The organism is Pilimelia terevasa (genome assembly GCF_014647915.1).
Classification (GTDB): Bacteria; Actinomycetota; Actinomycetes; order Mycobacteriales; family Micromonosporaceae; genus Pilimelia; species Pilimelia terevasa.
This window is the reverse complement of the sequence record NZ_BMQC01000004.1, coordinates 144,898-170,873: the sequence shown is the minus strand read 5'-3', so window position 1 is coordinate 170,873 and position 25,976 is coordinate 144,898. Positions and strand designations below refer to the sequence as shown.

The window sequence follows — 25,976 nt, the reverse complement described above, 5'->3', positions numbered from 1 at the left end:
ACCGGCCGCCGGCGCGTCGCGGTTGCCTGGGCGCCACCTTACCGGCCGATGATCGCCGGCCGGCGCCGAGGCGGGCATCGGGGCCGGACCCGGACGGATCCGCCCCCGACGCCGGGCCGTCAGCGAAGAATGTGCTCCCCGAACCGCACGATCGTGGCGAACTCCTCGGCGTCGAGGCTCGCCCCGCCGACCAGTGCCCCGTCGATGTCGGCCTCCGCCATGATCGAGGCGATGTTGCCGGCCTTGACCGAGCCGCCGTACAGCACCCGGACCGCCGCGGCGACCCCGGGGTCGTAGGACTCGACCAGCCGGGCCCGCAGCGCCCCGATGACCTCCTGGGCGTCCGCCGGGGTGGCGGTCCGGCCGGTGCCGATGGCCCACACCGGCTCGTACGCCACCACGATCTTCTCGACCTGGCCGGCGGCCAGCCCGGCCAGCGCCCCGTCGAGCTGCGCCAGCGTGTGGGCGACGTGGCCGCCCGCCTCGCGGACGTCCAGGCCCTCGCCGACGCACACGATCGGGGTGAGGTCGTGGGCCAGCGCCGCCTTGATCTTGGCGTTGACCAGCGCGTCGTCCTCGGCGTGGTACGCGCGGCGCTCCGAGTGCCCGACCACCACGTAGGAGCAGCCGAGCTTGGCGAGCATCGCGCCGCTGATCTCGCCGGTGTAGGCGCCCGAGGCGTGCGCCGACAGGTCCTGCGCGCCGTAGCGCAGGAGCAGGTTGTCGCCGTCGACCATCGTCTGCACGCTGCGCAGGTCGATGTACGGCGGGAGCACGGCGACCTCGACGTCGGTGAGCTGCTGCTCGTTCAGGCTGAACGCCAGCTTCTGCACCAGGGCGATGGCCTCCAGGTGGTTGAGGTTCATCTTCCAGTTGCCGGCCATCAGCGGCCGGCGGGTCGGGGTGCTCACGCGTGTGCCTTCCCGTGCAGCGCCGCCACGCCGGGCAGCGACTTGCCCTCCAGGTACTCCAGCGACGCGCCGCCGCCGGTCGAGATGTGGCCGAACCGCGCGTCGGCGATCCCCAGCGCGCGCACGGCCGCCGCGGAGTCGCCGCCGCCGACGACCGTGAACGCGCCGCCCAGGTCGGCGACCGCCTCGGCCACACCGCGGGTGCCGGCGGCGAACGCCGGCATCTCGAACACGCCCATCGGCCCGTTCCAGAAGACCGTCCGCGCCCCCTGGAGCGCGGCGGTGAACGCCGCGACGCTCGCCGGCCCGATGTCCAGCCCGAGCCGGTCGGCGGGGATCGCGTCGGCCGGGACCACCGCGTGGTCGGCGTCGGCCGCGAAGGCCGTGGCCGCGACGATGTCGGCCGGGAGCACGATCTTGCCCTCGGCCTGGTCGAGCAGGTCGCGGCACGTCGCCACCATGTCGTCCTCCACCAGGGACCGGCCGATCTCGTGCCCCTGGGCCCGGAGGAAGGTGAAGCACATGCCGCCGCCGACCAGCAGCCGGTCGACCCGCGGCAGCAGCGCGCGGATGACGGCGAGCTTGTCGGAGACCTTCGAGCCGCCGAGCACGACCGCGTACGGGTGCGCGGCGGACTCGGTCAGCCGGCGCAGCACGTCCAGTTCGGCGAGCACCAGGCCGCCGGCGAAGTGCGGCAGGCGCGCGGCGACGTCGAAGACGCTGGCGTGCCTGCGGTGCACCGCGCCGAACGCGTCGTCCACGTAGGCGTCGGCGAGCCCCGCCAGCGCGTCCGCGAAGGCGCCCCGCTGCCCGTCGTCCCTGCTGGTCTCCCCCGGGTTGAAGCGCAGGTTCTCCAGCAGCACCACGGCGCCGGGCGCCGCGCCGGCCACGGCGCTGCGGGCCGACGGCCCGACCGTGTCGCCCGCGCAGGTCACGTCGGCGCCGAGCAGCTCGCCCAGGCGCGCGGCGACCGGCGCCAGCGTCAGCGCCGGGTCGGGGGCGCCCGGGGGGCGGCCCAGGTGGGAGCACAGTACGACGACCGCGCCCGCGTCGCGGAGGGCGGTGACCGTCGGGAGGGCCGCGCGGATCCGGCCGTCGTCGGCGATGACCCGCCCGCCGTCGGCGTCGGCGAAGGGGACGTTCAGGTCGGCGCGCACGAGGACGCGCCGACCCTTGACCCCCTCGGCGAGCAGCTCGTCGAGGGGACGCATCAGGCGCCGACCAGCTTCACCAGGTCGACGAGGCGGTTGCTGTAGCCCCACTCGTTGTCGTACCAGCCCAGCACCTTCACCTGGTCGCCGATGACCTTGGTCAGCGGGGCGTCGAAGACGCAGGAGGCCGGGTCGGTGACGATGTCGGCGGAGACGATCGGGTCCTCCGAGTAGGTCATGATGCCGCGCAGCGGGCCCTCGGCGGCGGCCTTGACCACGCGGTTGACCTCCTCGACCGAGGTCTCGCGCGAGGCGGTGAAGGTCAGGTCGGTCGCCGAGCCGGTCGGGATCGGCACCCGCATGGCGTAGCCGTCCAGCTTGCCCTTCAGCTCCGGCATGACCAGGCCGATGGCCTTGGCGGCGCCGGTCGAGGTGGGGACGACGTTCAGGGCGGCGGCGCGGGCCCGGCGCAGGTCCGAGTGGGGGCCGTCCTGGAGGTTCTGGTCCTGGGTGTACGCGTGGATCGTCGTCATCAGACCGCGCTCGATGCCGATCGCGTCGTGCAGCGCCTTGGCCATCGGGGCCAGGCAGTTGGTGGTGCACGAGGCGTTGGAGATGATCGTGTGCCGGGCCGGGTCGTACTGGTCGTGGTTGACGCCCATCACGACCGTGACGTCCTCGTTCTTGGCCGGGGCCGAGATGATGACCTTCTTGGCGCCGCCCGCGACGTGGGCCTTCGCCTTGGTGCCGTCGGTGAAGATGCCCGTGGACTCGATGACGATGTCGGCGCCGAGGGCCCCCCAGGGAAGGGCGGCCGGGTCCCGCTCGGCGAGCGCCTTGAACGTCTGGCCGCCGACGCTGATCTCGTCGGCCGTCGACTTCACCTCCTGGCCCAGGCGGCCGAGGATGCTGTCGTACCGGAGCAGGTGCGCCAGGGTCGCGTTGTCGGTGAGGTCGTTCACCCCGACGATCTGGATGTCCGCGCCTGAGGCCAGTACGGCCCGGAAAAAGTTCCGCCCGATGCGGCCGAAGCCGTTGATGCCAACCCGGATGGTCACCGATCAGTCTCCTCGCTCGTGGTGTGCCCGACCGACGCGTCGCCGCCGTCGCTCTGCCTGCGACCCTAGCGGAGCGCCCGCCGTACCCCCGAGCCAGACCGGCTCCCACCTGCCCCGATCCGACCCCCGGGTGACGCAGCTCACCGGGGCGGCGGCTGGGCGGGCACGCCCGGGCCGCGCGGCCGGGAGGCGGCCCGCTACCGGGGGCGGTCAGCAGGTCAGCATGTCCGGGGTGACCGCGGCCTCGGTGTCGGGGACGCCGAGCTCGCGGGCGCGCTTGTCGGCCAGGGCCAGCAGACGCCTTATGCGGCCGGCGATCGCGTCCTTGGTCAGCGGCGGGTCGGCCAGCGCGCCCAGCTCCTCCAGCGACGCCTGCCGGTGCTCCAGGCGGAGCTGGCCGGCCGTGGTGAGGTGGTTGGGCGCCTCGTCGGAGAGGATCTCCAGCGCGCGGGTGACGCGGGCGGCGGCGGCCACGGCGGCGCGGGCGGAGCGGCGCAGGTTGGCGTCGTCGAAGTTGGCCAGGCGGTTGGCGGTGGCGCGGACCTCGCGCCGGACCCGGCGCTCCTCCCACGACAGCACGCTCTGGTGGGCTCCTATGCGGGTCAGCACGGCGCTGATCGCGTCGCCGTCCTTGACCACCACCCGGTCGACGCCGCGGACCTCGCGGGCCTTGGCGGTGATGCCGATGCGGCGGGCGGAGCCGACCAGCGCCAGGGCCGCCTCCGGCCCGGGGCAGGTGATCTCCAGGGCGCAGGAGCGGCCCGGCTCGGTGAGCGAGCCGTGCGCGGTGAAGGCGCCGCGCCACGCGGCGACGGCGCAGCACACGTTCGCCGCCACCACGTGCGGCGGGAGCCCGCGGACCGGCCGGCCGCGGACGTCGAGCAGGCCGGTCTGCCGGGCGAGCGCCTCGCCGTCCTTGACCACCCGGACGATGTAGTGGCTGCCCTTGCGCAGCCCGCCGGAGGCGAGCACGTGGATCTCGCTGGAGTAGCCGTACACGTCGGAGATCTCCCGGCGCAGCCGGCGCGCGACCGCGCCGGTGTCCAGCTCCGCTTCGACCACGACCCGGCCGGAGACGATGTGCAGGCCCCCGGCGAAGCGCAGGAGGGCGGTCATCTCGGATTTGCGACAACAGGGCTTGGGTACGTCGACCCTGCTCAGCTCGTCCTTGACCGCAGCGGTCATCGCCATCTGGTACTTCACCTCGCGGGGCCGGTGGGGACGTGGTTCGACAGTGTTAACGAGCGGGGACGAGCAGGGGCACCAGCGCCGCCCCGAGAGCTGCGGGATCGTGCCGCGGGTCACCGTCGGCGACGGCGACGGGCGCCGTCACCAGGCGCGCCCCGAGCGATTCTGCCGCACCGGCCACCGACCCCGGATCGCCCACCGCCCGGGTGTCGGCGAGCACCGTGTCCACCCGCAGCGGCGGCAGGTAGTGGCGCAGCGCGGCCAGGTGCCCGGCGAGCGAGAGGCCCGCGGTCTCGGTGTCGGCGGCCAGGTTCAGCGTCACGATCCGGCGGGCGGGGCTGGCCACGATGGCCGCCGCCAGCTCGGGCACGAGCAGGTGCGGCAGGACGCTGGTGTACCAGCTTCCCGGCCCGAAGATGAGGTGGTCGGCCGCGGCGACGGCGGCGACCGCCTCGGCGCAGGCGGGCGGGGCGGGGGGCGCCAGCCGCAGCGCGACCACCCGTCCGGGGGTCACCGCCACGGCGTGCTGCCCGCGTACCGTGGCCACCGCCGTGGGGTCGGCGGCGTCCAGGCCCACCACGTCGGCCTCGATGCCGACCGGCTCGCGGGACATCGGCAGGACCCGGCCCCGGGCGCGCAGCAGGACGGCCAGGTGGTCGAGGGCGGCGACCGGGTCGCCGAGCAGCTCCGTCAGCCCGCACAGCACGAGGTTGCCGACGGCGTGGCCGGTCAGCGGGCCGTCGGCGGCCGGGTCGCCGCCGTACCGGTGCTGGAGCAGCGCCGCGGTGCGCGCGCTGTCGGGGTCGTCGGCGGCCAGCGCCGTCAGCGCCTTGCGCAGGTCGCCCGGCGGCAGCCCGCCCCGCTCGAGGCGCAGCCGGCCGCTGGAGCCGCCGTCGTCGCCGACCGTTACCACCGCCGTCAGGTCCAGCTCGATCTTGGCGGCGCAGGTGCGCAGGGCGCGCAGGGCGGCGGAGAGCCCGTGCCCGCCGCCGAAGGCGACGACCCTCACCGGCGCCGTCACTCGCGCCCCAGGTCCCGGTGCTGGGTGTGGGCGACCAGCCCGACCTGCTGGAGGCGGGTGGCCAGCTCCTCGGCCAGGGCCACGCTGCGGTGCTTGCCGCCGGTGCAGCCGACGGCCACCGTCACGTACCGCTTGCCCTCGCGGGCGAAGCCCGACGCCGTGGCGTTGACCATGCGGGCGTACGTCTCGATGAACGTGCCCGCGCCGCGCTGGGTGAGGACGTACCGGCTGACCTCCGGCCGCTGGCCGGTCAGCTCGCGCAGCTCGGGCACCCAGTACGGATTGGGCAGGAAGCGCGCGTCGACCACGAAGTCGGCGTCCTGCGGGATGCCGTACTTGAAGCCGAACGACAGCACGGTCACCTGGAGCGCGCGGGCCTCGTCGGCGCCGAACATCTCCTCGACCCGGGCGCGGAGCTGGTTGGGGTTCAGGTGCGTGGTGTCGATGAGGACGTCGGCCAGCTCCCGCGCCTCGGCGAGCATCGCCCGCTCGGTGGTGATGCCGTCCAGCAGCCGGCCCGTCCCCTGGAGCGGGTGCGCCCGCCGGACGCTCTCGAACCGCCGCACCAGGGTGTCGTCGGCGGCGTCCACGAAGATCACCTTGGGTTGGAAGCCGCGCGCCTGGAGCTGCCGGATCGCGCCGGTCATGTCGGTGGAGAAGGCCATGCTGCGGACGTCGAGCACCATCGCGGTGTGCCGGGTGCTGCCGCCCGCGGCGTACGCCAGTTCGGCCATCTCGACCATCAGCGCCTGCGGCAGGTTGTCGACCACGTAGAAGCCGACGTTCTCCAGCGCCCGGGCCACCGTGCTGCGGCCACCGCCGGACACGCCGGTGACGACCAGCAGCGCCATCGCCGAGCGCGGCGGCGCGCCGTCCGCCGTTGTCTCACTGGTCACGTTCCGTGCTCCCTCCGCCGCCATCCGGCGTCTTTGATCCTAGGCGCGACTGCGTGCCCGCCACCGGCCACCGGTCAACGACCCAGGGGTGCGGTCGGACGCTGGGCGTCGGCCGCGTCACGCTGCGCAGCCGGCCCGGCGGGCGCGGCGGGCGCGACCGGCGCGGGGGTGGCCGGCTCCCCCGGGCGCAGCGCGGCGATCACCGCCTCGGCGGTCCGGCGGCCGATGCCGGGCACCTCCATGATCTCGGCGACGTCGGCCGCGCTGACCCGCTGGAGCGAGCCGAAGTGGCGCAGCAGCGCCTTGCGGCGGGCCTCGCCGAGGCCGGCCACCTCGTCGAGCGCCGACTCGGTCATCCGCCGCGAGCGCCGCTTGCGGTGGAACCGGATGGCGACGTCGTGCGCCTGGTCCCGGATGTGCTGCAACAGGAACAGGCCCGCGGACTGCCGCGGCAGGATCACCGGGAACGACTCCCCGGGCAGCCACAGCTCCTCCATCCGCTTGGCCAGGCCCACGACCGTCAGGTCGCTCACCCCGCGGCCGGCGAGCGCCGCCGCCACGGCGTTGACCTGCGGCTGCCCGCCGTCGACCACGAAGAGCTGCGGCGGGTACGCGAACCGCCGCGGCCGCCCGCCCGGGGCCGGGCCGCCGCCCCCGGCCGACGCGTCGGCGAGGGGGTCGGCCGAGGTGTCGGCCGGGGCGGCGTCGGCGCGGGCGAACCGCCGCCGGACCACCTCGCCGAGCGCCGCCAGGTCGTCGACGCCCCGGTCGCCGCGGATGGCGAAGGTCCGGTAGTCGCTCTTGCGCGGCGCGCCGTCCTCGAACACCACCAGGCTCGCCACGACGTCGGTGCCGTGCAGTTGGGAGACGTCCACGCACTCGATGCGCAGCGGGGCGCTGTCCATGCCCAGCGCCTCGGCCAGCTCGTCCAGCGCCTGGCCGCGGGCGGCCAGGTCGCCCACCCGGCGCAGCTTGTACTGGGCCAGCACCTGGCCCGCGTTGCGCGCGACGGTCTCCATCAGGTCCCGCTTCGGGCCGCGCTGGGGCACCCGGAGCCGGACCCGGCTGCCGCGGTGCGCCGACAGCCAGTCGGCCAGGGCGGCGGCGTCCCCGGGCAGCTCGGGGACCAGCAGCTCGCGCGGCACGTCGCCCTCGCCCGACCCGCCCCCGTACACCTGGGAGCAGAAGTGGTGGACGAGGTCGCCGGTGCTCAGGTCCTCGGTCTTCTCCACCGCCCAGCCGCGCTGCCCGCGCACCCGGCCGCCGCGGACGTGGAACACCTGGACGGCGGCCTGGAGCGGGTCGTCGGCGAACGCGACCACGTCGGCGTCGGTGCCGTCGGGCAGGACGACGGCCTGCTTGGCCAGCGCCCGCCGCAGCGCGGCCAGGTCGTCGCGCAGGCGGGCGGCCCGCTCGAACTCCAGCGCGTCGGAGGCGGCGTGCATCTCGCGCTCCAGCCGCCGCTGCAGGCCCTGGGTGCGGCCGGCCATGAAGTCGACGAAGTCGTCCACGACCTTGCGGTGCGCCGCGGCGTCGACCCGCCCGACGCAGGGGGCCGCGCACTTGCCGATGTCGCCGAGCAGGCAGGGGCGGCCGATCTGCCGCATCCGCCGGAACACCCCGGCCGAGCAGGTGCGGGCGGGGAAGACGCGCAGCAGCAGGTCGAGGGTCTCCCGGATCGCCCAGGCGTGCGAGTACGGGCCGAAGTAGCGCACGCCAGGCTTCTTCTCGCCGCGCATGACCTGGAGGCGGGGGTACTCCTCGTGCAGGGTCACGGCGAGGTACGGGTACGACTTGTCGTCGCGGTAGCGGACGTTGAACCGCGGATCGTGCTCCTTGATCCAGGTGTACTCAAGCTGGAGGGCCTCGACCTCGCTGGCGACGGTCACCCAGTCGACCCGGGTGGCGCTGGTGACCATCTGCTGGGTACGCGGGTGCAGGCCGGCGAGGTCGGCGAAGTAGGAGTTGAGCCGGCCGCGCAGGTTGACGGCCTTGCCGACGTAGATGACCCGGTCGCGCGCGTCGTGGAACCGGTAGACCCCGGGCGCCTCGGGGATCGTGCCGGTGGGGGGGCGGTAGGTCGCCGGGTCGGCCATACCTACCAGCGTACGCACGGGTGTGACACCGGCCGCGGGTTGACGACCTGCCGTGCGTAAGTGCCATCCCCCCCGTTCGTCAGTGCCACCTCGGCGTTCGTAAGTGCTATCTTACCGTTCGTGGCGACTTACCAGAACGACATCCGCCGCCCCGCCGCGCGCTCCGGTGCCGAGGCGCCGCCGCAGCGCAGCGCGCCGGGGGCAGCCGCCCCCGCCCCCGCCCCCGCGCCGGAGACCGGGTACCGCACGACCGCCGCCGTTCACCATCTCCTGGACGCGCTCGCCGACCCGACCCGCCGCGAGGTCCTCGCCGCCCTGCGCGGCGGCCCCGCCTCGGTCGGCGAGCTGGCCGACCGCCTGCCGGTGAGCCGCCCCGCCGTCTCCCAGCACCTGCGGGTGCTGCGCGAGTCCGGCCTGGTCGACTTCGAGACCGCCGGCACCCGCAACGTGTACCGCCTCGACCCCGCCGGCCTGCGGCCGCTGCGGGCCTGGCTGGACGAGTTCGGGAGCACCGCCCGGGACGACCTCGCCGCCTACGCCGCGGCGCGCGCCCAGGAAGGGGCATCGCCATGACGCCGTACGGGACCGGCCCGGCACCCGCTCCACTGCTGCACACCGTCACGGTGGCGCGGCCGCCGGACGTCACCTTCGCACTGTTCACCGGCGGGTTCGGGCGCTGGTGGCCGCTGTCCACCCACTCCGTCGGCGGGCCCCGGGCCGTGGCCGTCCGGCTCGGCGACTCCGTGGGCGGGCAGGTCGTCGAGGCGGTCGCCGACGGCCCGCCGGTGCTGTGGGGCACCGTCACGGTGTGGGACCCCCCGTACCGGGTGGCGTTCAGCTGGCACCCGGGCACCCCGGAGCCGGAGGCGACCTACGTCGAGGTCACGTTCACCCGGGTCGACGCGGCCACCGAGGTGACCCTGCGGCACGCCGGCTGGGCGAACCGGCCGGACGGGCCGGCGGCCCGCGAGCGGTACGCGCGCGACTGGCCGCTGGTGCTGGACCACTTCACCCGCGCCTGCGCCGCGGCCGACGCCCGGCAGTGAGGTACTGACACCCCGTACCAGCCTCCCGCGTCGTGGAGTCGTGGAGGAGGCAGCGGGTCACAGGCCGCCGGCCACCCGCACGACCGCCCCGGTGGTGTACGACGAGGCCGGGTCGAGCAGGTGGGCGATCGCCTCGGCGACCTCCTCGGCCAGTCCCGGCCGGCCCAGCGGGATGCGGCCGGCCAGCCGGTCGGGGCGGCCGGGCTCCCCGGACAGCGCGTGGATGTCGGTGCGGATCACCCCGGGTGCCACGGCGTTGACCCGGACGCCCGCACCAGCCAGCTCCCTGGCCAGCCCGACGGTCAGCGTGTCCGTGGCGCCCTTGGTGGCGGCGTAGTGCACGTACTCCCCCGGGCTGCCGAGCGTCGCCGCCGCGGACGACACGTTGACGATCGCGCCGCCGGCCCCCAGCCGCCGCGCGGCCTCCCGGGCGCAGTACAGGTAGCCGAGCAGGTTCACCTCCACCACGCGGCGCAGGTCGGCGGGGTCAGTGTCGGCGAGCCGGCCCGCCGGCGAGGTGATGCCGGCGTTGTTCACGAGCCCGACCAGCGGCCCCAGCCCGTCGGCAGCGGCGAACAGCCCGGCCACCTGGGCGGGGTCGGCGGTGTCCAGCGCGTGGGTGGCCGCCGCGCCGCCGCGGGCGCGGACGTCCGCCGCCACCGCGGCGGCGGCCGCGGCGTCCCGGCGGTAGGCCAGCAGCAGGACCCGGTCCGGGGCGGCCAGGCGGCGGGCGGCGGCCGCGCCGATCCCGCGCCCCGCCCCGGTGACGACGACGACGGACATGCGACCCACCCTACGGGCGGATGTCGGCGCCTCAGGCGGGGACGATGTCGGCGCCCTCCAGCTTGACCGGGCGCTCCGGCAGCGGCACCGGCGCCGGGCCGCCCTGCACCGAGCCGTCCTTGATGGAGAACAGGCTCTCGTGGCAGGCACAGTGGATGTTGCCGCCGGTCACGTCCTTGACCACGCACCCCTTGTGGGTGCACTTGGCGCTGAAGCCCTTGTAGACGCCCTTCTCCGGCTGGGTGACCACGATCTCGCGGTCGGCCAGGATCACGCCGCCGCCGACCGGGACCGCCGCGGCGGGGGTCAGCGGGGTCGGCGCGCCCGGGGTGCCCTGCCCGTCCGCGGGGGCGCTCGTGGCCGGCGCGGCCGTGCTCGGGGTGGCGGCCGGCTCGTCGTCGCCGCAGCCGGCCAGGAGCGCGCCGGCACCGAGCGCGCCGGCACCGAACAGGACCGCGCGGCGGCCGGTCTGACTCGTGCGGCCCGCCGTCATCTCGTCGCTCATGAGTCGCCTCTCTCGGTACGCCCTCGGCGGCGTCGCGCGCCGCCACTGCCAGTCGCCGCACACGATATGCGCTTCAGGCGCCGGCTACGTCCCGATTTATTGAAGTTAGCGAACCCTAATCAGACGTACGGGTACGTCGCCGGGCGGCCGGTGCCGGCGCCCGCCGCGCGCCCCCGGCGGGCGGCGCCACCCCGGCCAGGACGGACCTGAGGAAGTGTCCCGTGTGGCTGGCGGGGTTGGCCGCCACCTGCTCCGGCGTCCCCGCGGCCACCACCGTGCCGCCCTTGTGGCCGCCGTCGGGGCCCATGTCGATGAGCCAGTCGGCGGCCTTGACGACGTCGAGGTTGTGCTCGATGACGATGACCGTGTTGCCCTTGTCGACCAGGCCCGCCAGCACCAGCAGGAGCTTGCGGATGTCCTCGAAGTGCAGGCCGGTGGTGGGCTCGTCCAGCACGTACACGGTGCGCCCGCTGGAGCGCTTCTGCAACTCGCTGGCCAGCTTCACCCGCTGCGCCTCGCCCCCGGACAGCGTCGGCGCCGGCTGGCCGAGGCGCACGTACCCGAGCCCCACGTCGTTGAGCGTGCGCAGGTGCCGGTGGATGCCCGGGATCGCCTCGAAGAAGCCCGCCGCCTCCTCGATCGGCATCTCCAGGACATCGGCAATCGTCCGGCCCTTGTAGTGGACCTCCAGGGTCTCCCGGTTGTACCGGGCGCCCTTGCACACCTCGCACGGGACGTACACGTCCGGCAGGAAGTTCATCTCGATCTTGATCGTGCCGTCGCCCGCGCAGTTGTCGCAGCGCCCGCCCTTGACGTTGAACGAGAACCGGCCCGGGCCGTACCCGCGCACCTTGGCCTCCGTGGTCTCGGCGAACAGCCGGCGCACGTGGTCGAACACCCCGGTGTAGGTGGCCGGGTTGGACCGCGGGGTGCGGCCGATCGGCGACTGGTCGACGCCGACGACCTTGTCGACGTGCTCCAGTCCCCGGACCCGCGTGTGCCGGCCCGGCACCATCCGGGCGCCGTTGAGCTGGTTGGCCAGCACCGTGTACAGGATGTCGTTCACCAGTGTCGACTTGCCCGACCCGCTGACCCCGGTGACCGCGATGAACTGGCCCAGCGGGAACGGCACCGTCAGGTTGCGCAGGTTGTGCTCGCGCGCCCCCTCGACCACCAGCTCCCGGCCCTTCTCGCGGGGCCGGCGCGTCGCCGGCACCGGGATGTGGGAGCGGCCCGACAGGTACGCGCCGGTGACCGACCGCTCGTTGCGCAGCAGCGCCTCGTACGGGCCGCTGTGCACGATCTCGCCGCCGTGCTCGCCCGCGCCGGGGCCGATGTCGACCACCCAGTCGGCGGTGCGGATGGTGTCCTCGTCGTGCTCGACCACGATCAGCGTGTTGCCCAGGTTCTTCAGCCGGACCAGCGTCTCGATCAGCCGGTGGTTGTCGCGCTGGTGCAGCCCGATCGACGGCTCGTCCAGCACGTACAGGACGCCGACCAGGCCCGACCCGATCTGGGTGGCCAGCCGGATCCGCTGCGCCTCGCCGCCGGAGAGCGTGCCGGCCGCGCGGTCCAGCGACAGGTAGTCCAGGCCGACGTCGACCAGGAAGCGCAGCCGCGCGTTGATCTCCTTGAGGACCCGCTCGGCGATCATCCGCTGCCGGTCGTTCAGCGTCATCTCGGCCAGCAGCGCGGCGCACTCGCCGATACTCAGCCCGCACACGTCGGCGATGTTGCGGCCGTGCAGCGTCACGGCCAGGACCTCGGGCTTGAGCCGGGCGCCGCCGCAGGCCGGGCACGGCACCTCCCGCATGTACCCCTCGTACTTCTCCCGCGACCAGTCCGACTCGGTGTCGCCGTGCCGCCGCTCGATCCACTGCACCACGCCCTCGAAGCCGGTGTAGTACGAGCGGGAACGGCCGTACTTGTTGCGGTACCGCACGTGGACCTGGTCGGCGGCGCCGTACAGGATCGTCTTCTGCGCCTTGCTCGGCAGCTTGCGCCACGGCGTGTCCAGGTCGAAGCCGGCCGCCTCGCCGAGGGCCTCCAGCAGGTGCAGGAAGTACTCCAGGGTGTGCCCGCCGGACCACGGCGCGATGGCGCCCTCGCGCAGCGAGCGGTCCGGGTCCGGGATCACCAGCTCGGCGTCGACCTCCTTGCGCGTGCCCAGGCCCGTGCAGTCGACGCAGGCGCCGTACGGCGAGTTGAAGGAGAAGACCCGCGGTTCGAGGTCCTCGATCGCCAGCGGGTGGTCGTTCGGGCAGGCCAGGTGCTCGGAGAACCGGCGCTCCCAGGTGCCCTCGCCGGCCGGCGTCGCGCCCGCGATCTCGACGCCGTCGGCGACGTCCACGAACTCGACCGTGATGATGCCGGCGGCCAGCCCCAGCGCGGACTCGACCGAGTCGGTGAGCCGCCGCCGGGCCGAGGACTTGACGGCGAGGCGGTCGACGACCACCTCGATCGTGTGCTTCTCCTGCTTCTTCAGCTTCGGCGGCGCGGTCAGCGGGTGCACGACGCCGTCGACCCGGGCGCGCGCGTAGCCCTTGCCCTGCAGGTCGGCGAACAGGTCGGCGTACTCGCCCTTGCGGCCGCGCACGACCGGGGCCAGCACCATGAACTTCGTGCCCTCCGGGGCGGCGAGCACCCGGTCGACGATCTGCTGCGGGCTCTGCCGGGAGATCTTCTCCCCGCAGGTCGGGCAGTGCGGCTCGCCGGCCCGGGCGAACAGCAGCCGCAGGTAGTCGTACACCTCGGTGATCGTGCCGACGGTCGAGCGCGGGTTGCGGGACGTCGACTTCTGGTCGATCGAGACCGCCGGGGACAGGCCCTCGATGAAGTCCACGTCCGGCTTGTCCATCTGGCCGAGGAACTGGCGCGCGTACGCCGACAGCGACTCCACGTACCGCCGTTGCCCCTCGGCGAAGATCGTGTCGAAGGCGAGGCTGGACTTGCCCGACCCGGACAGACCGGTGAACACCACGAACGCGTCGCGGGGGAGGTCGAGGTGCACGTCGCGCAGGTTGTGCTCGCGCGCGCCGCGGATGATCAGTCGGTCGCCCACCAGTGCCGTCCTAACCGGGTCGCGGCCCGCGGGGGCGCGGGCCGGGTGCAGCTCGGGGAGTGCGTACAGCCGAGGGACAGGTGTACCGCTCGGGAGGTTTGTGCAGGTCGGGGAGGGTGCACGGCCACCCAACGGCCGCGCGGCAACTGTAGCCGCGACCTCTGACAATTTCTCGACGAGGCCCGCGGGGGCGGCGCGCCCGGCCGCCCCCGCGGCACCGGACGCGCCGCCGCGCGGCGGGGTCAGCGGTGCCGGTAGTGCGCCCGCTGCTCCCGGTGTACGCGCTTCCACTTGGCCTTCTCCGCGGCGGCCAGCCGCACGTCGCGGCGCCGCGCCTCGTAGGCGACCTCCCGCTCCAGCCGGCGCCAGCTATCGAATCGGCGCCGGCTGAGGTCCCCGGACTCCAGCGCCGCGCGCACGGCGCACCCCGGCTCGGCGGCGTGCCCGCAGTCGGCGAACCGGCACTGCGCGACCAGCTCCACCACCTCGGCGAAGGTCCGGTCCACGCCGTCGGCGTTGTCGAACATGCCGACCGCCCGGATGCCCGGGGTGTCGACGATCGCGCCGCCCCCGGCCACCGGCACCAGTGCCCGGTACGTGGTGGTGTGCCGGCCCTTGCCGTCGACCCGCCGCACCTGCTGGACCTCCATGGCCGACACCCCGGCCAGGGCGTTGACCAGCGTCGACTTGCCCGCGCCCGAGGGGCCGAGCAGGCCGAGCGTCCGGCCCGGCGCCACCAGGGGGCGCAGGGCGTCCAGGCCCGACCCGTCCCGGGCGCTGACCGCGTGGACGGCGACGCCCGGCGCCAGGTCGGCGACCTGGGCGACGATCGCGCCCGGGTCGGCGACCGCGTCGGCCTTGGTCAACACCACCGCCGGGGTGGCGCCGGACTCCCAGGCCAGCGCGAGCAGCCGCTCGATCCGCCCGAGGTCCGGCGTGGGGTCCATCGGCTCGACGACCGCCGCGGCGTCCAGGTTGGCGGCCAGGACCTGGCCGGTCGCCGCCTTGTCGGAGGTGCGCCGCACGACCGCGGTCCGCCGCGGCAGCAGCAGGTCGGCGGTCCGGCGGCCGTCGGGCCACGCGCGGACGCCCAGCCAGTCGCCGGCACACGGAAGCTGCACCGGGTCCTCGCCCGCGGCGGCCAGCAGGCCGCCGCCCAGCGAGACCCGCAGCACGCCCGCCGCGGTCAGTACGGTGCACACCCCCTGGTCGGCGCGCGTCACCCGGCCGGGGGTCAGATCCGGGTCGGCGGCCAGCGCCGACGCCAGGGTGGCGTCCCAACCCAGGGACGCGAGATCGATGGTCATGTCAGTCCTTCGGCGACAGGGAGCGGTGGGAGGTCAGCGTCGGCGCGGCGGTCCCGCCGGGCGCCGCGGCGCAGGAACGATCACGCAGGTCACGTACCCCACCCCCTCCGTCGTGGACCGGCCGACCCGGCCGGGCTCTCGTGGACCGGTCCCGGCGTGGTGAGCGCCGCGGACCCCCACCACGCTAGGGGCGGGGCGCGCGCCGGCCAATCGAATTTCGGCCGGTGCCCGGCCGCCGGGGCCGCTAGGGTCACCGGATCGGGAAGGGAGCCCCTCCATGACGTACACCGGGGACGTGACACCGGGCGGGCCGCCCGCGGTCCGGGAGCTGGCGGCACTGACGATCACCAAGGTCTCGGTCGGGGACCTGGACAACAACGCGTACCTGCTGCGCTGCCGGCGCACCGGCGAGCAGCTCCTCGTGGACGCCGCCGCGGAGGCCGACCGGCTGCTCGCGCTGGCCGGCGACGGCGGCCTGCGCACGGTCGTGACCACCCACCGGCACCACGACCACGTGCGGGCGCTCGCGGCGGTCGTGGCGGCGACCGGCGCGGCCAGCCTCGCCCACCGCGCCGACGCCGCGGCGGTCCCCGGGCCGCCGACGCCGGTGGACGACGGCGACACCGTCCGGGTCGGGGAGTGCGGCCTCACGGTGATCCACCTCGCGGGGCACACGCCCGGGGCGCTCGCGCTGCACTACCGCGACCCGGCGCCCGGGGGCACCGACCACCTGTTCACCGGGGACTCCCTGTTCCCGGGTGGGGCTGGAAGGACCACGAGCCCTGAGGACTTCGACAGCCTGATGAGCGACCTGGAGCGCAAGGTGTTCGGCCGGCTGCCCGACGACACCTGGTTCTACCCCGGGCACGGCCGCGACTCGACGCTCGGGGCCGAGCGGCCCCACCTCCCGCAGTGGCGGGCGCGCGGCTGGTAGGCGGCGCGCAGGTCGGCGCGGCCGTCAGAGGCGACCGATCACGCCCAGCATCCAGACGAAGGTGATCGCCATCGCGGCGGCGAACTCGATCAACATCGACAGCCCGGCGGCCTTGAGCGCCTCCGCGGTGGAGGGCCAGGCCCGCGCCCGGTCGCCGAGCCGGGTCCACTCGGCCAGCCAGATGCCCAGGACGAAGCCCAGCGGGAGGCCGACCACCGGGACGACGAAGAAGCCCACGACGCCCAGCGCCGCGCCGACGAACAGCGAGCGGTTCGGTACGCCGCTGTCCTTGAGCTGCTTGCCCGGCCACAGGTACTTCGCCGCGGTGGCGCCCAGCGCCAGTACCGTCACGGCGCCGAACACCGCCCACCGCTGCCAGCCCTCGGCCGCGAAGACCGCCCACGCCCCGACCCCGGCCCACGACAGCAGGAGTCCCGGCAGCACCGGCACCACCACGCCGACCAGGCCGGCGAGGACCGCCAGGCCGCACACCACCGTGATGATCAGTTCGGTCTCGTCCACGCGCCCACTGTGCCGTACGCCGCCGGCGGGCGCCACGCCGCCCGGCCGACCCGGCGCCGGAAACGCGCGCCCGCGGCGCTCAGCGGCGGACGTAGCGGTTCAGGACCGTGTCGTCGTAGGGGTCGTACTCGGCGGCGGCCCGGATCACCGGCATCCGGCCCCACTTGGACCGGATCTCGCCGGTCCGGCCGACCTCGATGCCGCTGTGGTCGTCGTACGCCCACGACACCCGCATCCCGCTGCGGAAGGGCTGGTTGCTCTGCCACTGCCGGTAGCTGCCGTCGAGCCAGAACGCGTCGTCGCCCGGCGAGTCGAGCCAGACGTCGTTGGCCGGCGACTGGCTGTACCAGGCGAACGAGTGGCAGTTGTACCGCCGCGTCGGGCTGGACTCCTGCACGGCCTGCGGGAAGATCCGCGCCACCTCCCGCTCGACGACCCGCATCTCCGAGTCCGTCATCTCCGAGCCCTGCCGCTGCGCGGGGACCTCGGTGCCGCGGGGGGTGCGGATGGTGATGGCCTCGTCGCCGTGGTCGCCGCCGGGCACCCCGCCGTCACTGCCCTCGTCGCCGTCGCCGTCGCCACCGCTGTCGTTGCCGCCGCCGTCGTTGTTGCCGTTGCCGTTGTCGCCGCCGCCGTCGTTGCCGTTGTCGTCGGGGCGTCCGCCGCCACCGGGCTCCGTCGGGCGGACGGTCGGCTGGCCGGGCTCCGTCGGCCGGCCGGTGGCGGTACCGGGCTCCACCGGGCGGTCGGCCGGCGGGGGCGGGGCGTCGCCGTCGCGGGGCGGATCGGCCAGGGCGCGGGACCGGGGCCGGCCCGCGCGGTGGCCGGCGACCGCGGCGCGGACCTCGGCCACCGAGGCCGTGGAGGCCTGCGGCTCGCCGCGCAGCAGGGCGGCGGCGCGCCAGTCCCAGCCCTCGCGCAGGGCCAGCGCGCGGCCCATGGTGGTCGCGGTCGACTCCAGGCCGCCGAGGCCGTACAGCGACCGCTCGGCGTCCTTGCGGGCGTACGCGCGCTCCCCCAGCGCCATCGCGCGGTCGAGCTGCTCGGGGCGCAGCGCCCCCAGGACCTCCGGCTGCCCGAGCAGGGTCTCCAGTTGCCACAGCTCGACCCGCGTGCGGTCCGCAGCGGCGGCCGACGGCGCGGCCAGGCCGCGGGTGGCGGCGCGCGCGGTCGCCTCGTCGTACCGGTGCAGCAGCACCGCCCCGGCGTCGGGCCGGCGCAGCAGTTCCTGGGCGCCGCGGAACCGCTGCGCGAGCCGGGCGAAGCCGTGCTGCGCGTTGTCGAACGCCAGCACCGTGCTGAACAGCGGGTACTCCACCGTCGCCCGGACCAGGGCCGCCGTGGACAGCCGGCGGGCGGTCGCCGCGGGAAGCTGGGTGGCGTCGAGCATCTGCTGGTACGTGGTGAACTTCGCCCAGCGCGCCGTACCCGGCAGCACCGGGTAGCTGTAGGTGTCCGCGGCGGCCGCCGACGGCGCGGCGGTCAGCCCCAGCGCGAGCGCCAGCACGCCCCCCACGCCGGCCGCCCAGCGGACGCGCCGCCGCGCCCGGATGCGCGGCACCCCACGCTGCCGGTCGTGCTGCTGCCTGTCTCCCATGGCGTCACCCCGTCCCTCTCGCCCCCGCGTTGTCCATCGAGCGACGCCGATAGGCTACTCAAGCGGGTGGCCGGGCACGCCATCGTCCGGACGGACAGTTCGGCACCGCCGGAGACGCCGAACACGGGTGGTACCGACCGAGATCGGCACCACCCGTGTCCGCTTTCCGACAGTGCGCGGGCGCTACTTCGCGGCGATGATGTCCACCACGAAGCGCAGTGCGCCGCCCGGCTGGCCCTGACCCGGGTTCTCGCCGTAGGCGAGCGCGGCCGGGATGTCGAGCTGTACCTGGCTGCCGACCTTCTGGCCCACGATGCCCTGGTCCCAGCCCTTGATGACCGAACCGGTACCGATCGCGGTCTCGAACGGCTGCCCGGTGTTCCAGGACGAGTCGAACTCCTTGCCGTCCTTGTGCGTCACGCCGACGTAGTGCACCGTGACCGTCTGGCCCGACTTGACCTCGGGGCCGGTACCGGGCCGCAGCACCTTGACGTCCAGCTTCGTGACGGTGCCGGTGCCGGCGGTGACGGTCGGCTTCTGGCCCGGGGCCGCCGGGCTGGCGGCGGGCGCCTCGACCGTGGGCGAACCCGGCTTGTCCTCGGTGTTCAGCGCCACGATGCCGACGACACCGACGGCGACCACGAGGACGGCGATGGCCGAGCCGATCCACGCCGTCCGCCGCCGCTTCGCCTCCGCGGCCTGCTTGGCGGCCATCTCCTCGGCGATGCGCCGGGCGGCGCCCGACATCGACGACCGCACCCGCTGCTCGTTGTGCTCGCTCACGTTCCCGCCTCTACGTCTTGTCGGAGCCCGCCGCTGCGGCGCCCCGCACCCGTGGCGCCCGGGCATCCGCGGCACCGTGCACACCCGTGGCGCCGCGAACGCGCCGGCCGGCCCGGCGGCCCGGTCCGCGCCGCCCCACCGTACTAAACCACCCAACCGGGAACAGCGACCCCACCAGGGCCCCGCGGCAGGTCGGCCGCTCAGCGGGCGGCCCCGGCGACCGGGACGTCCACCGTCGTCAGGGGGCGGCCGCCCAGGGTGAGCGCCGCCGTCGCCGTCGCCGCCGGCACGTCGAAGACCAACTGGCCGGAGAGCTGCGACCGCGGACGCAGCGTATCGCCCGGCAGGTCCACGCGGAACGGGCTGAGCTGCTCGCCCCCCACCGACAGGCCGAACTTGTCCCCCGCGTACCGCATGGGCTCCCGGGGACCGGCCACGAGCGTGACGTTGAGCGTCACCCGGCGGCTCCCCGCCGGCACGCCGGCCTCGGCGGTGTCGACCACCCGGTCGACCCGCACCAGGCCGTTGGCCGGGATGTCGTCGAGGGGGTCGGCGGCCCGCTCGCCGGCCAGGGTGACCGCCAGCAGCCACACGCCCACCGTGACCATCACCAGACCCGCCACCACCCTGCGGTCCAGCGCGCGCAGCGCGGCGACGCCGCGGGCGGGCGGGTCGTCGGCCACCCCGGGGCGCAGCAGGGCCGCCCGCACCCACGCCAGCAGGACCGCGCCGATCGGCGGCGGCAGCCCCGGCCGCCGCGCCGCGGCGGCCTCCCGACGCGACACCGCCGGCTCCGGCAGTACTGATCCGCGACCCACGTCCCCACCTCCCCGAACTGTGGCGCAAGCCGCCGGGACACGCGGTCCGGCGGCTTGCGACCCCAGGGTGCCACCGCGCGCTGAGGCGGGCGTGTGGGCCGGCTGAAGCCCCGCTGAGCGGGCCCCGGGATTCTCTACAGCGCCCCGCCGGGACGCCGATGGGACGCCTGGCGAGACACCGTCGCGCCCTCGTTCGGCGTGAGAAGGGGTACCGCAGTGCGCGTGACCGTGCTCGGTCGGCTCAGCGTCGCCGGCCCCGACGGCCAGGTCGTCCCCACCGACGGCCTGCCCCGGCGGGCCCGGCAGGTGCTGTGCGTCCTCGCCGCCCGCCACGACCGCCCGCAGTCCAAGGACGCGCTGGCCGACGCCGTGTGGGGCGAGGAGCTGCCCGGCAACCACGTCGCCGCGCTGGAGCACTACATCTCCCTGATCCGCCGGACCCTGCAGCCGGGCCGGCCGACCGCCGAGTCGTTCATCGTGACCCGCGCGGGCGGGTACCTGTTCGCCACTGCGCGCGCCGACCTGGACCTGGCCGAGCTGCGGACCGCCGTCCGCGGCGCCGACGAGCACGCCGCCGGCACCCCCGGCCGGCTCGCCCTGCGCCAGCGGATCCTGGACCTGGCCGAGGACCTGCCCTTCGGCGACGACGAGTACGCCGAGTGGGCCGACGGACCCCGGGCCGAGGTCCGCCAGGCGCTGCTGCTGGCGCTGTGCGAGCTGGCGGGGGACGCCGTCGAGGTCGACCCGGCGCGCGCCCTGCGGCTGGCCGGCGAGGCCGTCGCCCTGGACCGGTTCGCCGAGACGCCGTACCGACTGGCCATGCGCGCCGCCGCCGGCCTCGGCCGCACCGACGACGCGCTGCGCTGGTACGACCGGTGCCAGCAGGCCCTCGACGAGGAGCTGGGGGTGCCGCCGTCGGTGGAGACCGCGCACCTGCGCGCCGAGATCGTCGCCCGCCGCGGCCAGGGTCCCGCCGCCCGGCCGGCCCGGCCGGCCGCCGCGCCGCCGCGGCTGTTCCTCGGCCGGCGCACGGAGCTGGAGCTGCTGCTCGCCGACAGCGCCCCCGCCGTGGTGCACCTCGTCGGCCCGATCGGCGCCGGCAAGTCGGCCCTGCTCAGCGAACTCGTGCGCCGGGCGCCGGAGCGGGTCGGGCTGGGCCGCGGCCCGGGTGCCGGCGCCACCGACACCCTGCGCCTGACCTGGCTGCGCTCCGCGCTGGAGGGCCTCGGCGCGGCGTCGACCGCGCGGGCGGCCGTCGAGGCCGCGATGGGCGCCCAGCGCGGCCTGAGCGTCGCCGAGCTGACCGCCGTCGCCGACGCGCTGCGGGCGGTGGACCGGCCGGTCCTGGCCGTCGACGACGCCACCGATCTGGACGCCGACAGCGTCACCGAGCTGGGCTGGCTGCGCGACCACTGCCCGGGGCTGCGGCTGGCCCTGGCCTACCCGTACCCGTCGGCGCTGGCCGGCCGGCCGCTGGCCAACCTCGGCGCCGACCTGGTGCTGCGGCTGGAGCCGCTGACGCAGGCCGAGCTGGCCCCGGTCGACGGCGGCTGGACCGCGACCGGCGGCGTCCCCGCGCTGGTGGGCGTCGTCGACGCGCCGACGCCGGTGGCCGCGTCCGTGGCGATGCACGTGGCCCGGGTCCGGGCCCGCGCGCTGCCGCCCTCGGCGTGGGAGATCCTGCGCCTGTGCGCGACCGTCGGCCCGCTGGCCGTCGGCGAGGTGCGCGAGCTGACCGCCCTGGCCCTGCCGGAGGTGCTCTCGGGCGTGGACCAGCTCGTCCACGCGCACCTGCTCACCGAGGACCTCGACGGCCGGGTCGCGCTGCGCGCCGAGCTGATCCGCGCCGCGATCGACGCGCAGGTGTCCGCGGCGCACCGCGCGCACCTGGTGGAGCGGCGCGACGCCGTCCGCGCCCGGGCGGCCGGCGGGCCGGTCCCCGAGGCCCGCACGCCGGTGCCGAGCCGGCGCCGCCGCAGCACCCCGACCGAGCGCTGGAACACCAACTCCCGGCGCTGACCGGCGCCGGGTCAGCGGTTGAAGCGGTACAGGTGGTACCGACGCATGATCCGGATCAGGTTCGCCGCGTACACCGGCGAGGTCGCGTAGCCGGCGCGGTGGATCGCCATGGCGAACCGCTCCGGCGACAGGCGGTAGCGGAACGCCCCGGCGTACCGCGGCCGCTCGGCCAGCCACCGCCCGTGGTCGACCATCGACCCGTTGAGGTTGCGGTACACCCGGAACGACGCGCGGGTCTTCCAGCACCGCCCCCCGCCGCACTCGTGCGTGGCGTAGGAGCGGCAGCCGACCGCGACCTGGCCCGGGTTGCCGAAGCACTTGATGCCGAAGTAGTTGTGGTCCCGGCGGGTCAGCCCGCTACTGCCCCAGCCCGACTCCAGGATGGCCTGCGCGATCGTCACCGACGCGGGCACCCGGTAGGCGCGCTGGCCGGCCTGGGCGCCGGGGGCGACCCGCCGGATGAACGTCGACTGCGACACCGGTCCGCTCCACGGCGACTGCCCGCACCACGGCAGCGCGGGGCGGCCCGGCCGCCACAGGGTGAGCGCGTCGGGGACCTGCCGGCCGGTGGCCAGCACGTTCCAGATCGGACTGCTGGTCCGCGGCCCCTGGACCCGCTGCCCCCACTGCTGGCAGGCGACGCCGAACCGCTGCCGGTTGCTCAGCCGGCCCACCACGGCGTACCGGGTGTCGGGGCCGCGGTGGACGGTCACGGTGGCGGTCCGGCTGTACACGGCGGCGACGGCGCGGTGGCCGCTGGCGCTGCACCACGGGACGGACCGGTTCGGGTACCAGCGCACGTAGGCGTCGGACAGGTACGCCCCGGAGGTGAGCTTGTCCCAGTAGCCGGTGGTCCGCGCGCGCCCGGCCATCCCCTGGCCGAAGACCTGGCAGTTCACGCTCAGCCGGGTTCCCTGCCGGACGGCGGCGACGATCCGGTTCGTGCTGGTGGGGCCGTTGCGGACGTAGACGTAGGCCCCGGTCGTGTGGAGCGTCGCCGTCCGCCGGACCACCGCCCCGGCCGGCGGGGCCGCCACCACCAGCGTCGCCGCCCCCACGAGTACGGTCACCATTCCCGAGCCGAGCCTCCGCACGCGGTTCCCCTTCTGCCGCCCACCCCTGCGGCGTCGATGTTAGGGGCGCTTGGGGCATATCGTCAGATTTCGCGGAATTACCGCTGAACCGCGGCACGATGGCGCAGCCGCCGCCGTGAACTGGGGCACCCACCGACGCGTCAGCGGACCGATTCCGGGAAGATGATGTCTATGCAGACCCGCACGGACCTGAGAAACGTTGCCATCGTCGCCCACGTCGACCACGGCAAGACCACCCTCGTCGACGCGATGCTGCGCCAGGGCGGTGCCTTCTCCGCGCGGGCCGAGCTGACCGACCGGGTGATGGACTCCGGAGACCTGGAGCGCGAGAAGGGCATCACGATCCTGGCCAAGAACACGGCCATCACGTACGCCCCCGCCGACGGCTCCGACCCCGTCACGATCAACATCATCGACACCCCCGGGCACGCCGACTTCGGCGGCGAGGTGGAGCGCGGCCTGACCATGGTCGACGGCGTCGTCCTGCTCGTGGACGCGAGCGAAGGGCCGCTGCCGCAGACCCGGTTCGTCCTGCGCAAGGCCCTCAAGGCCCGCCTGCCGATCATCCTGGTGATCAACAAGGTGGACCGGCCGGACGCGCGGATCGCCGAGGTCATCGACGAGACGTACGAGCTGTTCCTGGACCTGGACGCCGACGAGCAGCAGATCGACTTCCCGATCGTCTACGCCTGCGCCCGCGACGGCGTCGCCTCGCTGACCAAGCCCGAGGACGGCAAGGTCCCCGACGACAGCGACAGCGTGGAGCCGCTGTTCCGCACGCTGCTGGACACGATCCCCGCCCCCGCCTACGACGAGGGCGCGCCGCTGCAGGCGCACGTGACCAACCTCGACGCCTCGCCGTTCCTCGGCCGGCTGGCGCTGTGCCGGGTCCGCCAGGGCGAGATCCGCAAGGGCCAGAGCCTGGCCTGGTGCAAGACCGACGGCACCATCGCCAACGTCCGCATCGCCGAGCTGCTGATGACGTACGGCCTGGAGCGCCGGCCGGCCGAGTCCGCCGGCCCGGGCGACATCATCGCCATCGCCGGCATCCCCGAGATCATGATCGGCGAGACGCTGGCGGACGCGGAGAACCCGGTCGCCCTCCCCCTGATCACCGTGGACGAGCCGGCCATCTCGATGGTCATCGGCACCAACACCTCGCCGCTGGTCGGCAAGGTCAAGGGCGGCAAGGTCACCGCGCGGATGGTGAAGGACCGGCTGGAGAAGGAACTGGTCGGCAACGTCTCGCTGCGCGTGCTGCCCACCGAGCGCCCCGACGCCTGGGAGGTCCAGGGCCGCGGCGAGCTGGCGCTGGCGATCCTCGTCGAGCAGATGCGGCGCGAGTCCTACGAGCTGACCGTCGGCAAGCCGCAGGTCGTCACCCGGGAGATCGACGGGAAGACCTGCGAGCCGGTCGAGCGGCTGACCATCGACGCGCCCGAGGAGTACATGGGCGCGATCACCCAGCTCCTGGCGACCCGCAAGGGCCGGATGGAGCAGTACACCAACCACAACACCGGCTGGATCCGGATGGAGTGGCTGATCCCGGCGCGCGGCCTGATCGGCTTCCGCACCGAGTTCCTGACCGAGACCCGCGGCACCGGCATCGCCCACCACGTCTTCGAGACCTACGAGCCGTGGTTCGGCGAGCTGCGCACCCGCAACAACGGCTCGCTGGTGGCCGACCGGTCCGGCGTGGTGACCCCGTTCGCCATGCTGAACCTCCAGGAGCGGGGCCAGCTCTTCGTCGAGCCGACCACCGAGGTGTACGAGGGCATGATCGTCGGCGAGAACTCCCGCGCCGACGACATGGACGTCAACATCACCAAGGAGAAGAAGCTCACCAACATGCGCTCCTCCACCGCGGACGAGACCGAGAAGGTCATCCCGCCGCGGCGGCTGTCGCTGGAGCAGGCGCTGGAGTTCTGCCGCGACGACGAGTGCGTCGAGGTGACCCCGGCGGCCGTGCGGATCCGCAAGGTGGTGCTGGACGCCAGCCAGCGCGCCCGGCTCACCGCCCGCCGCAAGCACCAGAGCTGAGGCGCCCCTCACGGGGACGCCCACGCGCAGCGGCCGCCAGGACGCCCTCCGGGGCGGGGCCTGGCGGCCGTTTCCGCGCGCGGTGCCGGCCGCGCGCCGGTCACCTCACCGGGCCGGCGGTACCGGCGGGACGGCGCGGCTGTTGTCGCGGCGGGTCTTGACGAGGCTGGCCGCGGCGGCCACCACCAGGGTGCCGATGATGACGCCCAGCGACACCTTGATGTCGATGTGCGGCGCCCAGCCGATCGGCTCGCCGCCGTTGATGAACGGCACGTTGTTGCCGTGCATCGCCTCGAACACCAGCTTCACGCCGATGAAGCCCAGCACGACCGCCAGCCCCAGGGACAGGTACACGAGCCGGTCGAGCAGCCCACCGAGCAGGAAGTAGAGCTGGCGCAGGCCCATCAGCGCGAAGACGTTCGCGGTGAAGACCAGGTACGGCTCCTTGGTCAGCCCGAAGATCGCCGGGATCGAGTCCAGGGCGAAGATGAGGTCGGTCGTGCCGATCGCGATCATCACGATGAGCATCGGCGTGAACATCCGGCCGCCGCGCCCGTTGTCGGTCGTCAGGCGCGCGCCGTCGTAGTCGGGCCCCACCCGCAGCGCCCGCCGGGACCAGCGGATGACGATGTTCTCCTTGTAGTCCCCCGCGTCGTCCTGTCCGTGCCGGGCCAGCCCGACGGCGGTGTAGACGAGGAACACGCCGAACAGGTAGAAGACCCAGACGAACTGGCTGATCAGCGCCGCGCCCGCGGCGATGAAGGCGCCGCGCAGCACCAGCGCCAGGATGATCCCGATCATCAGGACCTTCTGCTGGTACTCCCGCGGCACCGCGAACCGGCTCATGATGATCACGAAGACGAACAGGTTGTCCACGGACAGGCTGTACTCGGTGAGCCAGCCGGCGTAGAACTCCTGCGCGACCACGCCCCCCGAGGTGAACCACAGCCCCCCGCCGAACAGCAGGGCGAGCGCGACGTAGAACAGGACCCAGCTCGTGGACTCGCGGAGGCTCGGTTCGTGGGGCCGCCGTCCCACGATGAGCAGGTCGACGACGAGTAGGGCGATGGTCGCGGCGAGTGTGGCGATCCACACCCAGACGGGCACGTTCAACGAGGCCTCCGGCAGACACGGCTCCACCCGGGC

22 protein-coding genes are annotated in these 25,976 nt (G+C 74.7%); 5 read left to right on the top strand and 17 right to left on the bottom strand.

Annotation, left to right across the window (positions count from 1 at the left end; translation table 11 throughout):
- Nucleotides 1–119: 119 nt before the first annotated feature.
- The 7 genes from tpiA to uvrC form a co-directional block, all read right to left on the bottom strand.
- Nucleotides 120–911 (bottom strand): triose-phosphate isomerase, encoded by a 792-nt coding sequence (gene tpiA / locus IEY75_RS07695; protein WP_189113528.1) that lies wholly within the window; start codon nucleotides 909–911, stop codon nucleotides 120–122.
- Nucleotides 908–2,122 (bottom strand): phosphoglycerate kinase, encoded by a 1,215-nt coding sequence (locus IEY75_RS07690; RefSeq protein ID WP_189113527.1) that lies wholly within the window; start codon nucleotides 2,120–2,122, stop codon nucleotides 908–910. The genes tpiA and IEY75_RS07690 overlap by 4 nt, the downstream gene beginning before the upstream one ends.
- Nucleotides 2,122–3,120 carry a type I glyceraldehyde-3-phosphate dehydrogenase gene (gap, locus tag IEY75_RS07685; RefSeq protein WP_189113526.1) on the bottom strand — a complete coding sequence of 333 codons (999 nt, stop codon included), beginning with the start codon at nucleotides 3,118–3,120 and terminating at the stop codon, nucleotides 2,122–2,124. The genes IEY75_RS07690 and gap overlap by 1 nt, the downstream gene beginning before the upstream one ends.
- Nucleotides 3,121–3,330: 210 nt before the next feature.
- Nucleotides 3,331–4,311, bottom strand: a complete 981-nt coding sequence (whiA, locus tag IEY75_RS07680) for a DNA-binding protein WhiA (RefSeq protein WP_189113525.1) — start codon at nucleotides 4,309–4,311, stop codon at nucleotides 3,331–3,333.
- Between the two features lie 46 nt (nucleotides 4,312–4,357).
- Nucleotides 4,358–5,329, bottom strand: a complete 972-nt coding sequence (locus IEY75_RS07675; RefSeq protein WP_189113524.1) for a gluconeogenesis factor YvcK family protein — start codon at nucleotides 5,327–5,329, stop codon at nucleotides 4,358–4,360.
- Complete coding sequence (rapZ, locus tag IEY75_RS07670) at nucleotides 5,326–6,180, bottom strand: RNase adapter RapZ (RefSeq protein ID WP_189113663.1); 855 nt, start codon at nucleotides 6,178–6,180, stop codon at nucleotides 5,326–5,328. Before rapZ ends, IEY75_RS07675 begins: the two co-directional genes overlap by 4 nt.
- Nucleotides 6,181–6,299: 119 nt before the next feature.
- Nucleotides 6,300–8,321 (bottom strand): excinuclease ABC subunit UvrC, encoded by a 2,022-nt coding sequence (gene uvrC, locus IEY75_RS07665; RefSeq protein ID WP_189113523.1) that lies wholly within the window; start codon nucleotides 8,319–8,321, stop codon nucleotides 6,300–6,302.
- A gap of 120 nt (nucleotides 8,322–8,441) precedes the next feature.
- Here uvrC and IEY75_RS07660 point away from each other — a divergent pair, with 120 nt between their 5' ends.
- Both IEY75_RS07660 and IEY75_RS07655 read left to right on the top strand, forming a co-directional pair.
- Nucleotides 8,442–8,894 (top strand): ArsR/SmtB family transcription factor, encoded by a 453-nt coding sequence (locus IEY75_RS07660; protein ID WP_373290229.1) that lies wholly within the window; start codon nucleotides 8,442–8,444, stop codon nucleotides 8,892–8,894.
- A complete protein-coding gene (locus tag IEY75_RS07655; RefSeq protein WP_189113522.1) occupies nucleotides 8,891–9,367 on the top strand; it encodes an SRPBCC domain-containing protein in 477 nt (158 codons plus the stop codon). Before IEY75_RS07660 ends, IEY75_RS07655 begins: the two co-directional genes overlap by 4 nt.
- Before the next feature lie 57 nt (nucleotides 9,368–9,424).
- Here the strand turns inward: IEY75_RS07655 and IEY75_RS07650 are convergent, their stop codons facing one another.
- From IEY75_RS07650 to rsgA, 4 genes are all read right to left on the bottom strand, one after another.
- On the bottom strand, nucleotides 9,425–10,150 hold the full coding sequence (locus IEY75_RS07650; protein WP_189113521.1) for an SDR family oxidoreductase: 726 nt from the start codon (nucleotides 10,148–10,150) through the stop codon (nucleotides 9,425–9,427).
- Nucleotides 10,151–10,181: 31 nt separating this feature from the next.
- A complete protein-coding gene (locus tag IEY75_RS07645; protein ID WP_189113520.1) occupies nucleotides 10,182–10,655 on the bottom strand; it encodes a Rieske (2Fe-2S) protein in 474 nt (157 codons plus the stop codon).
- A gap of 115 nt (nucleotides 10,656–10,770) precedes the next feature.
- Nucleotides 10,771–13,716 carry an excinuclease ABC subunit UvrA gene (gene uvrA, locus IEY75_RS07640; protein WP_189113519.1) on the bottom strand — a complete coding sequence of 982 codons (2,946 nt, stop codon included), beginning with the start codon at nucleotides 13,714–13,716 and terminating at the stop codon, nucleotides 10,771–10,773.
- Between the two features lie 242 nt (nucleotides 13,717–13,958).
- A complete protein-coding gene (gene rsgA, locus IEY75_RS07635; RefSeq protein WP_189113518.1) occupies nucleotides 13,959–15,023 on the bottom strand; it encodes a ribosome small subunit-dependent GTPase A in 1,065 nt (354 codons plus the stop codon).
- A gap of 277 nt (nucleotides 15,024–15,300) precedes the next feature.
- Here rsgA and IEY75_RS07630 point away from each other — a divergent pair, with 277 nt between their 5' ends.
- Nucleotides 15,301–15,957 carry an MBL fold metallo-hydrolase gene (locus tag IEY75_RS07630; protein ID WP_189113517.1) on the top strand — a complete coding sequence of 219 codons (657 nt, stop codon included), beginning with the start codon at nucleotides 15,301–15,303 and terminating at the stop codon, nucleotides 15,955–15,957.
- A 24-nt stretch (nucleotides 15,958–15,981) separates the two neighbouring features.
- Here the strand turns inward: IEY75_RS07630 and IEY75_RS07625 are convergent, their stop codons facing one another.
- The 4 genes from IEY75_RS07625 to IEY75_RS07610 form a co-directional block, all read right to left on the bottom strand.
- Nucleotides 15,982–16,479, bottom strand: coding sequence for a DUF456 domain-containing protein (locus tag IEY75_RS07625; RefSeq protein WP_229789430.1), 498 nt, complete (start codon nucleotides 16,477–16,479; stop codon nucleotides 15,982–15,984).
- Between the two features lie 79 nt (nucleotides 16,480–16,558).
- Nucleotides 16,559–18,076 carry a hypothetical protein gene (locus IEY75_RS07620; protein WP_189113516.1) on the bottom strand — a complete coding sequence of 506 codons (1,518 nt, stop codon included), beginning with the start codon at nucleotides 18,074–18,076 and terminating at the stop codon, nucleotides 16,559–16,561.
- A 183-nt stretch (nucleotides 18,077–18,259) separates the two neighbouring features.
- Nucleotides 18,260–18,859 carry an FKBP-type peptidyl-prolyl cis-trans isomerase gene (locus tag IEY75_RS07615; protein WP_229789429.1) on the bottom strand — a complete coding sequence of 200 codons (600 nt, stop codon included), beginning with the start codon at nucleotides 18,857–18,859 and terminating at the stop codon, nucleotides 18,260–18,262.
- Between the two features lie 200 nt (nucleotides 18,860–19,059).
- Nucleotides 19,060–19,644 carry a hypothetical protein gene (locus IEY75_RS07610; protein ID WP_189113515.1) on the bottom strand — a complete coding sequence of 195 codons (585 nt, stop codon included), beginning with the start codon at nucleotides 19,642–19,644 and terminating at the stop codon, nucleotides 19,060–19,062.
- A gap of 255 nt (nucleotides 19,645–19,899) precedes the next feature.
- On the opposite strand from IEY75_RS07610, the gene IEY75_RS07605 reads away from it, so the two are divergent.
- On the top strand, nucleotides 19,900–21,696 hold the full coding sequence (locus IEY75_RS07605; RefSeq protein WP_189113514.1) for an AfsR/SARP family transcriptional regulator: 1,797 nt from the start codon (nucleotides 19,900–19,902) through the stop codon (nucleotides 21,694–21,696).
- 11 nt (nucleotides 21,697–21,707) lie between these two features.
- Here IEY75_RS07605 and gsmA read toward each other — a convergent pair whose 3' ends face one another.
- Nucleotides 21,708–22,769, bottom strand: coding sequence for a sporangiospore maturation cell wall hydrolase GsmA (gene gsmA / locus IEY75_RS07600; RefSeq protein ID WP_189113513.1), 1,062 nt, complete (start codon nucleotides 22,767–22,769; stop codon nucleotides 21,708–21,710).
- 192 nt (nucleotides 22,770–22,961) lie between these two features.
- Between gsmA and typA the strand changes: the two genes are divergently transcribed.
- A complete protein-coding gene (gene typA / locus IEY75_RS07595) occupies nucleotides 22,962–24,830 on the top strand; it encodes a translational GTPase TypA (protein ID WP_189113512.1) in 1,869 nt (622 codons plus the stop codon).
- Between the two features lie 105 nt (nucleotides 24,831–24,935).
- Here typA and IEY75_RS07590 read toward each other — a convergent pair whose 3' ends face one another.
- A complete protein-coding gene (locus IEY75_RS07590) occupies nucleotides 24,936–25,943 on the bottom strand; it encodes a TerC family protein (protein ID WP_189113511.1) in 1,008 nt (335 codons plus the stop codon).
- Nucleotides 25,944–25,976 lie beyond the last annotated feature (33 nt).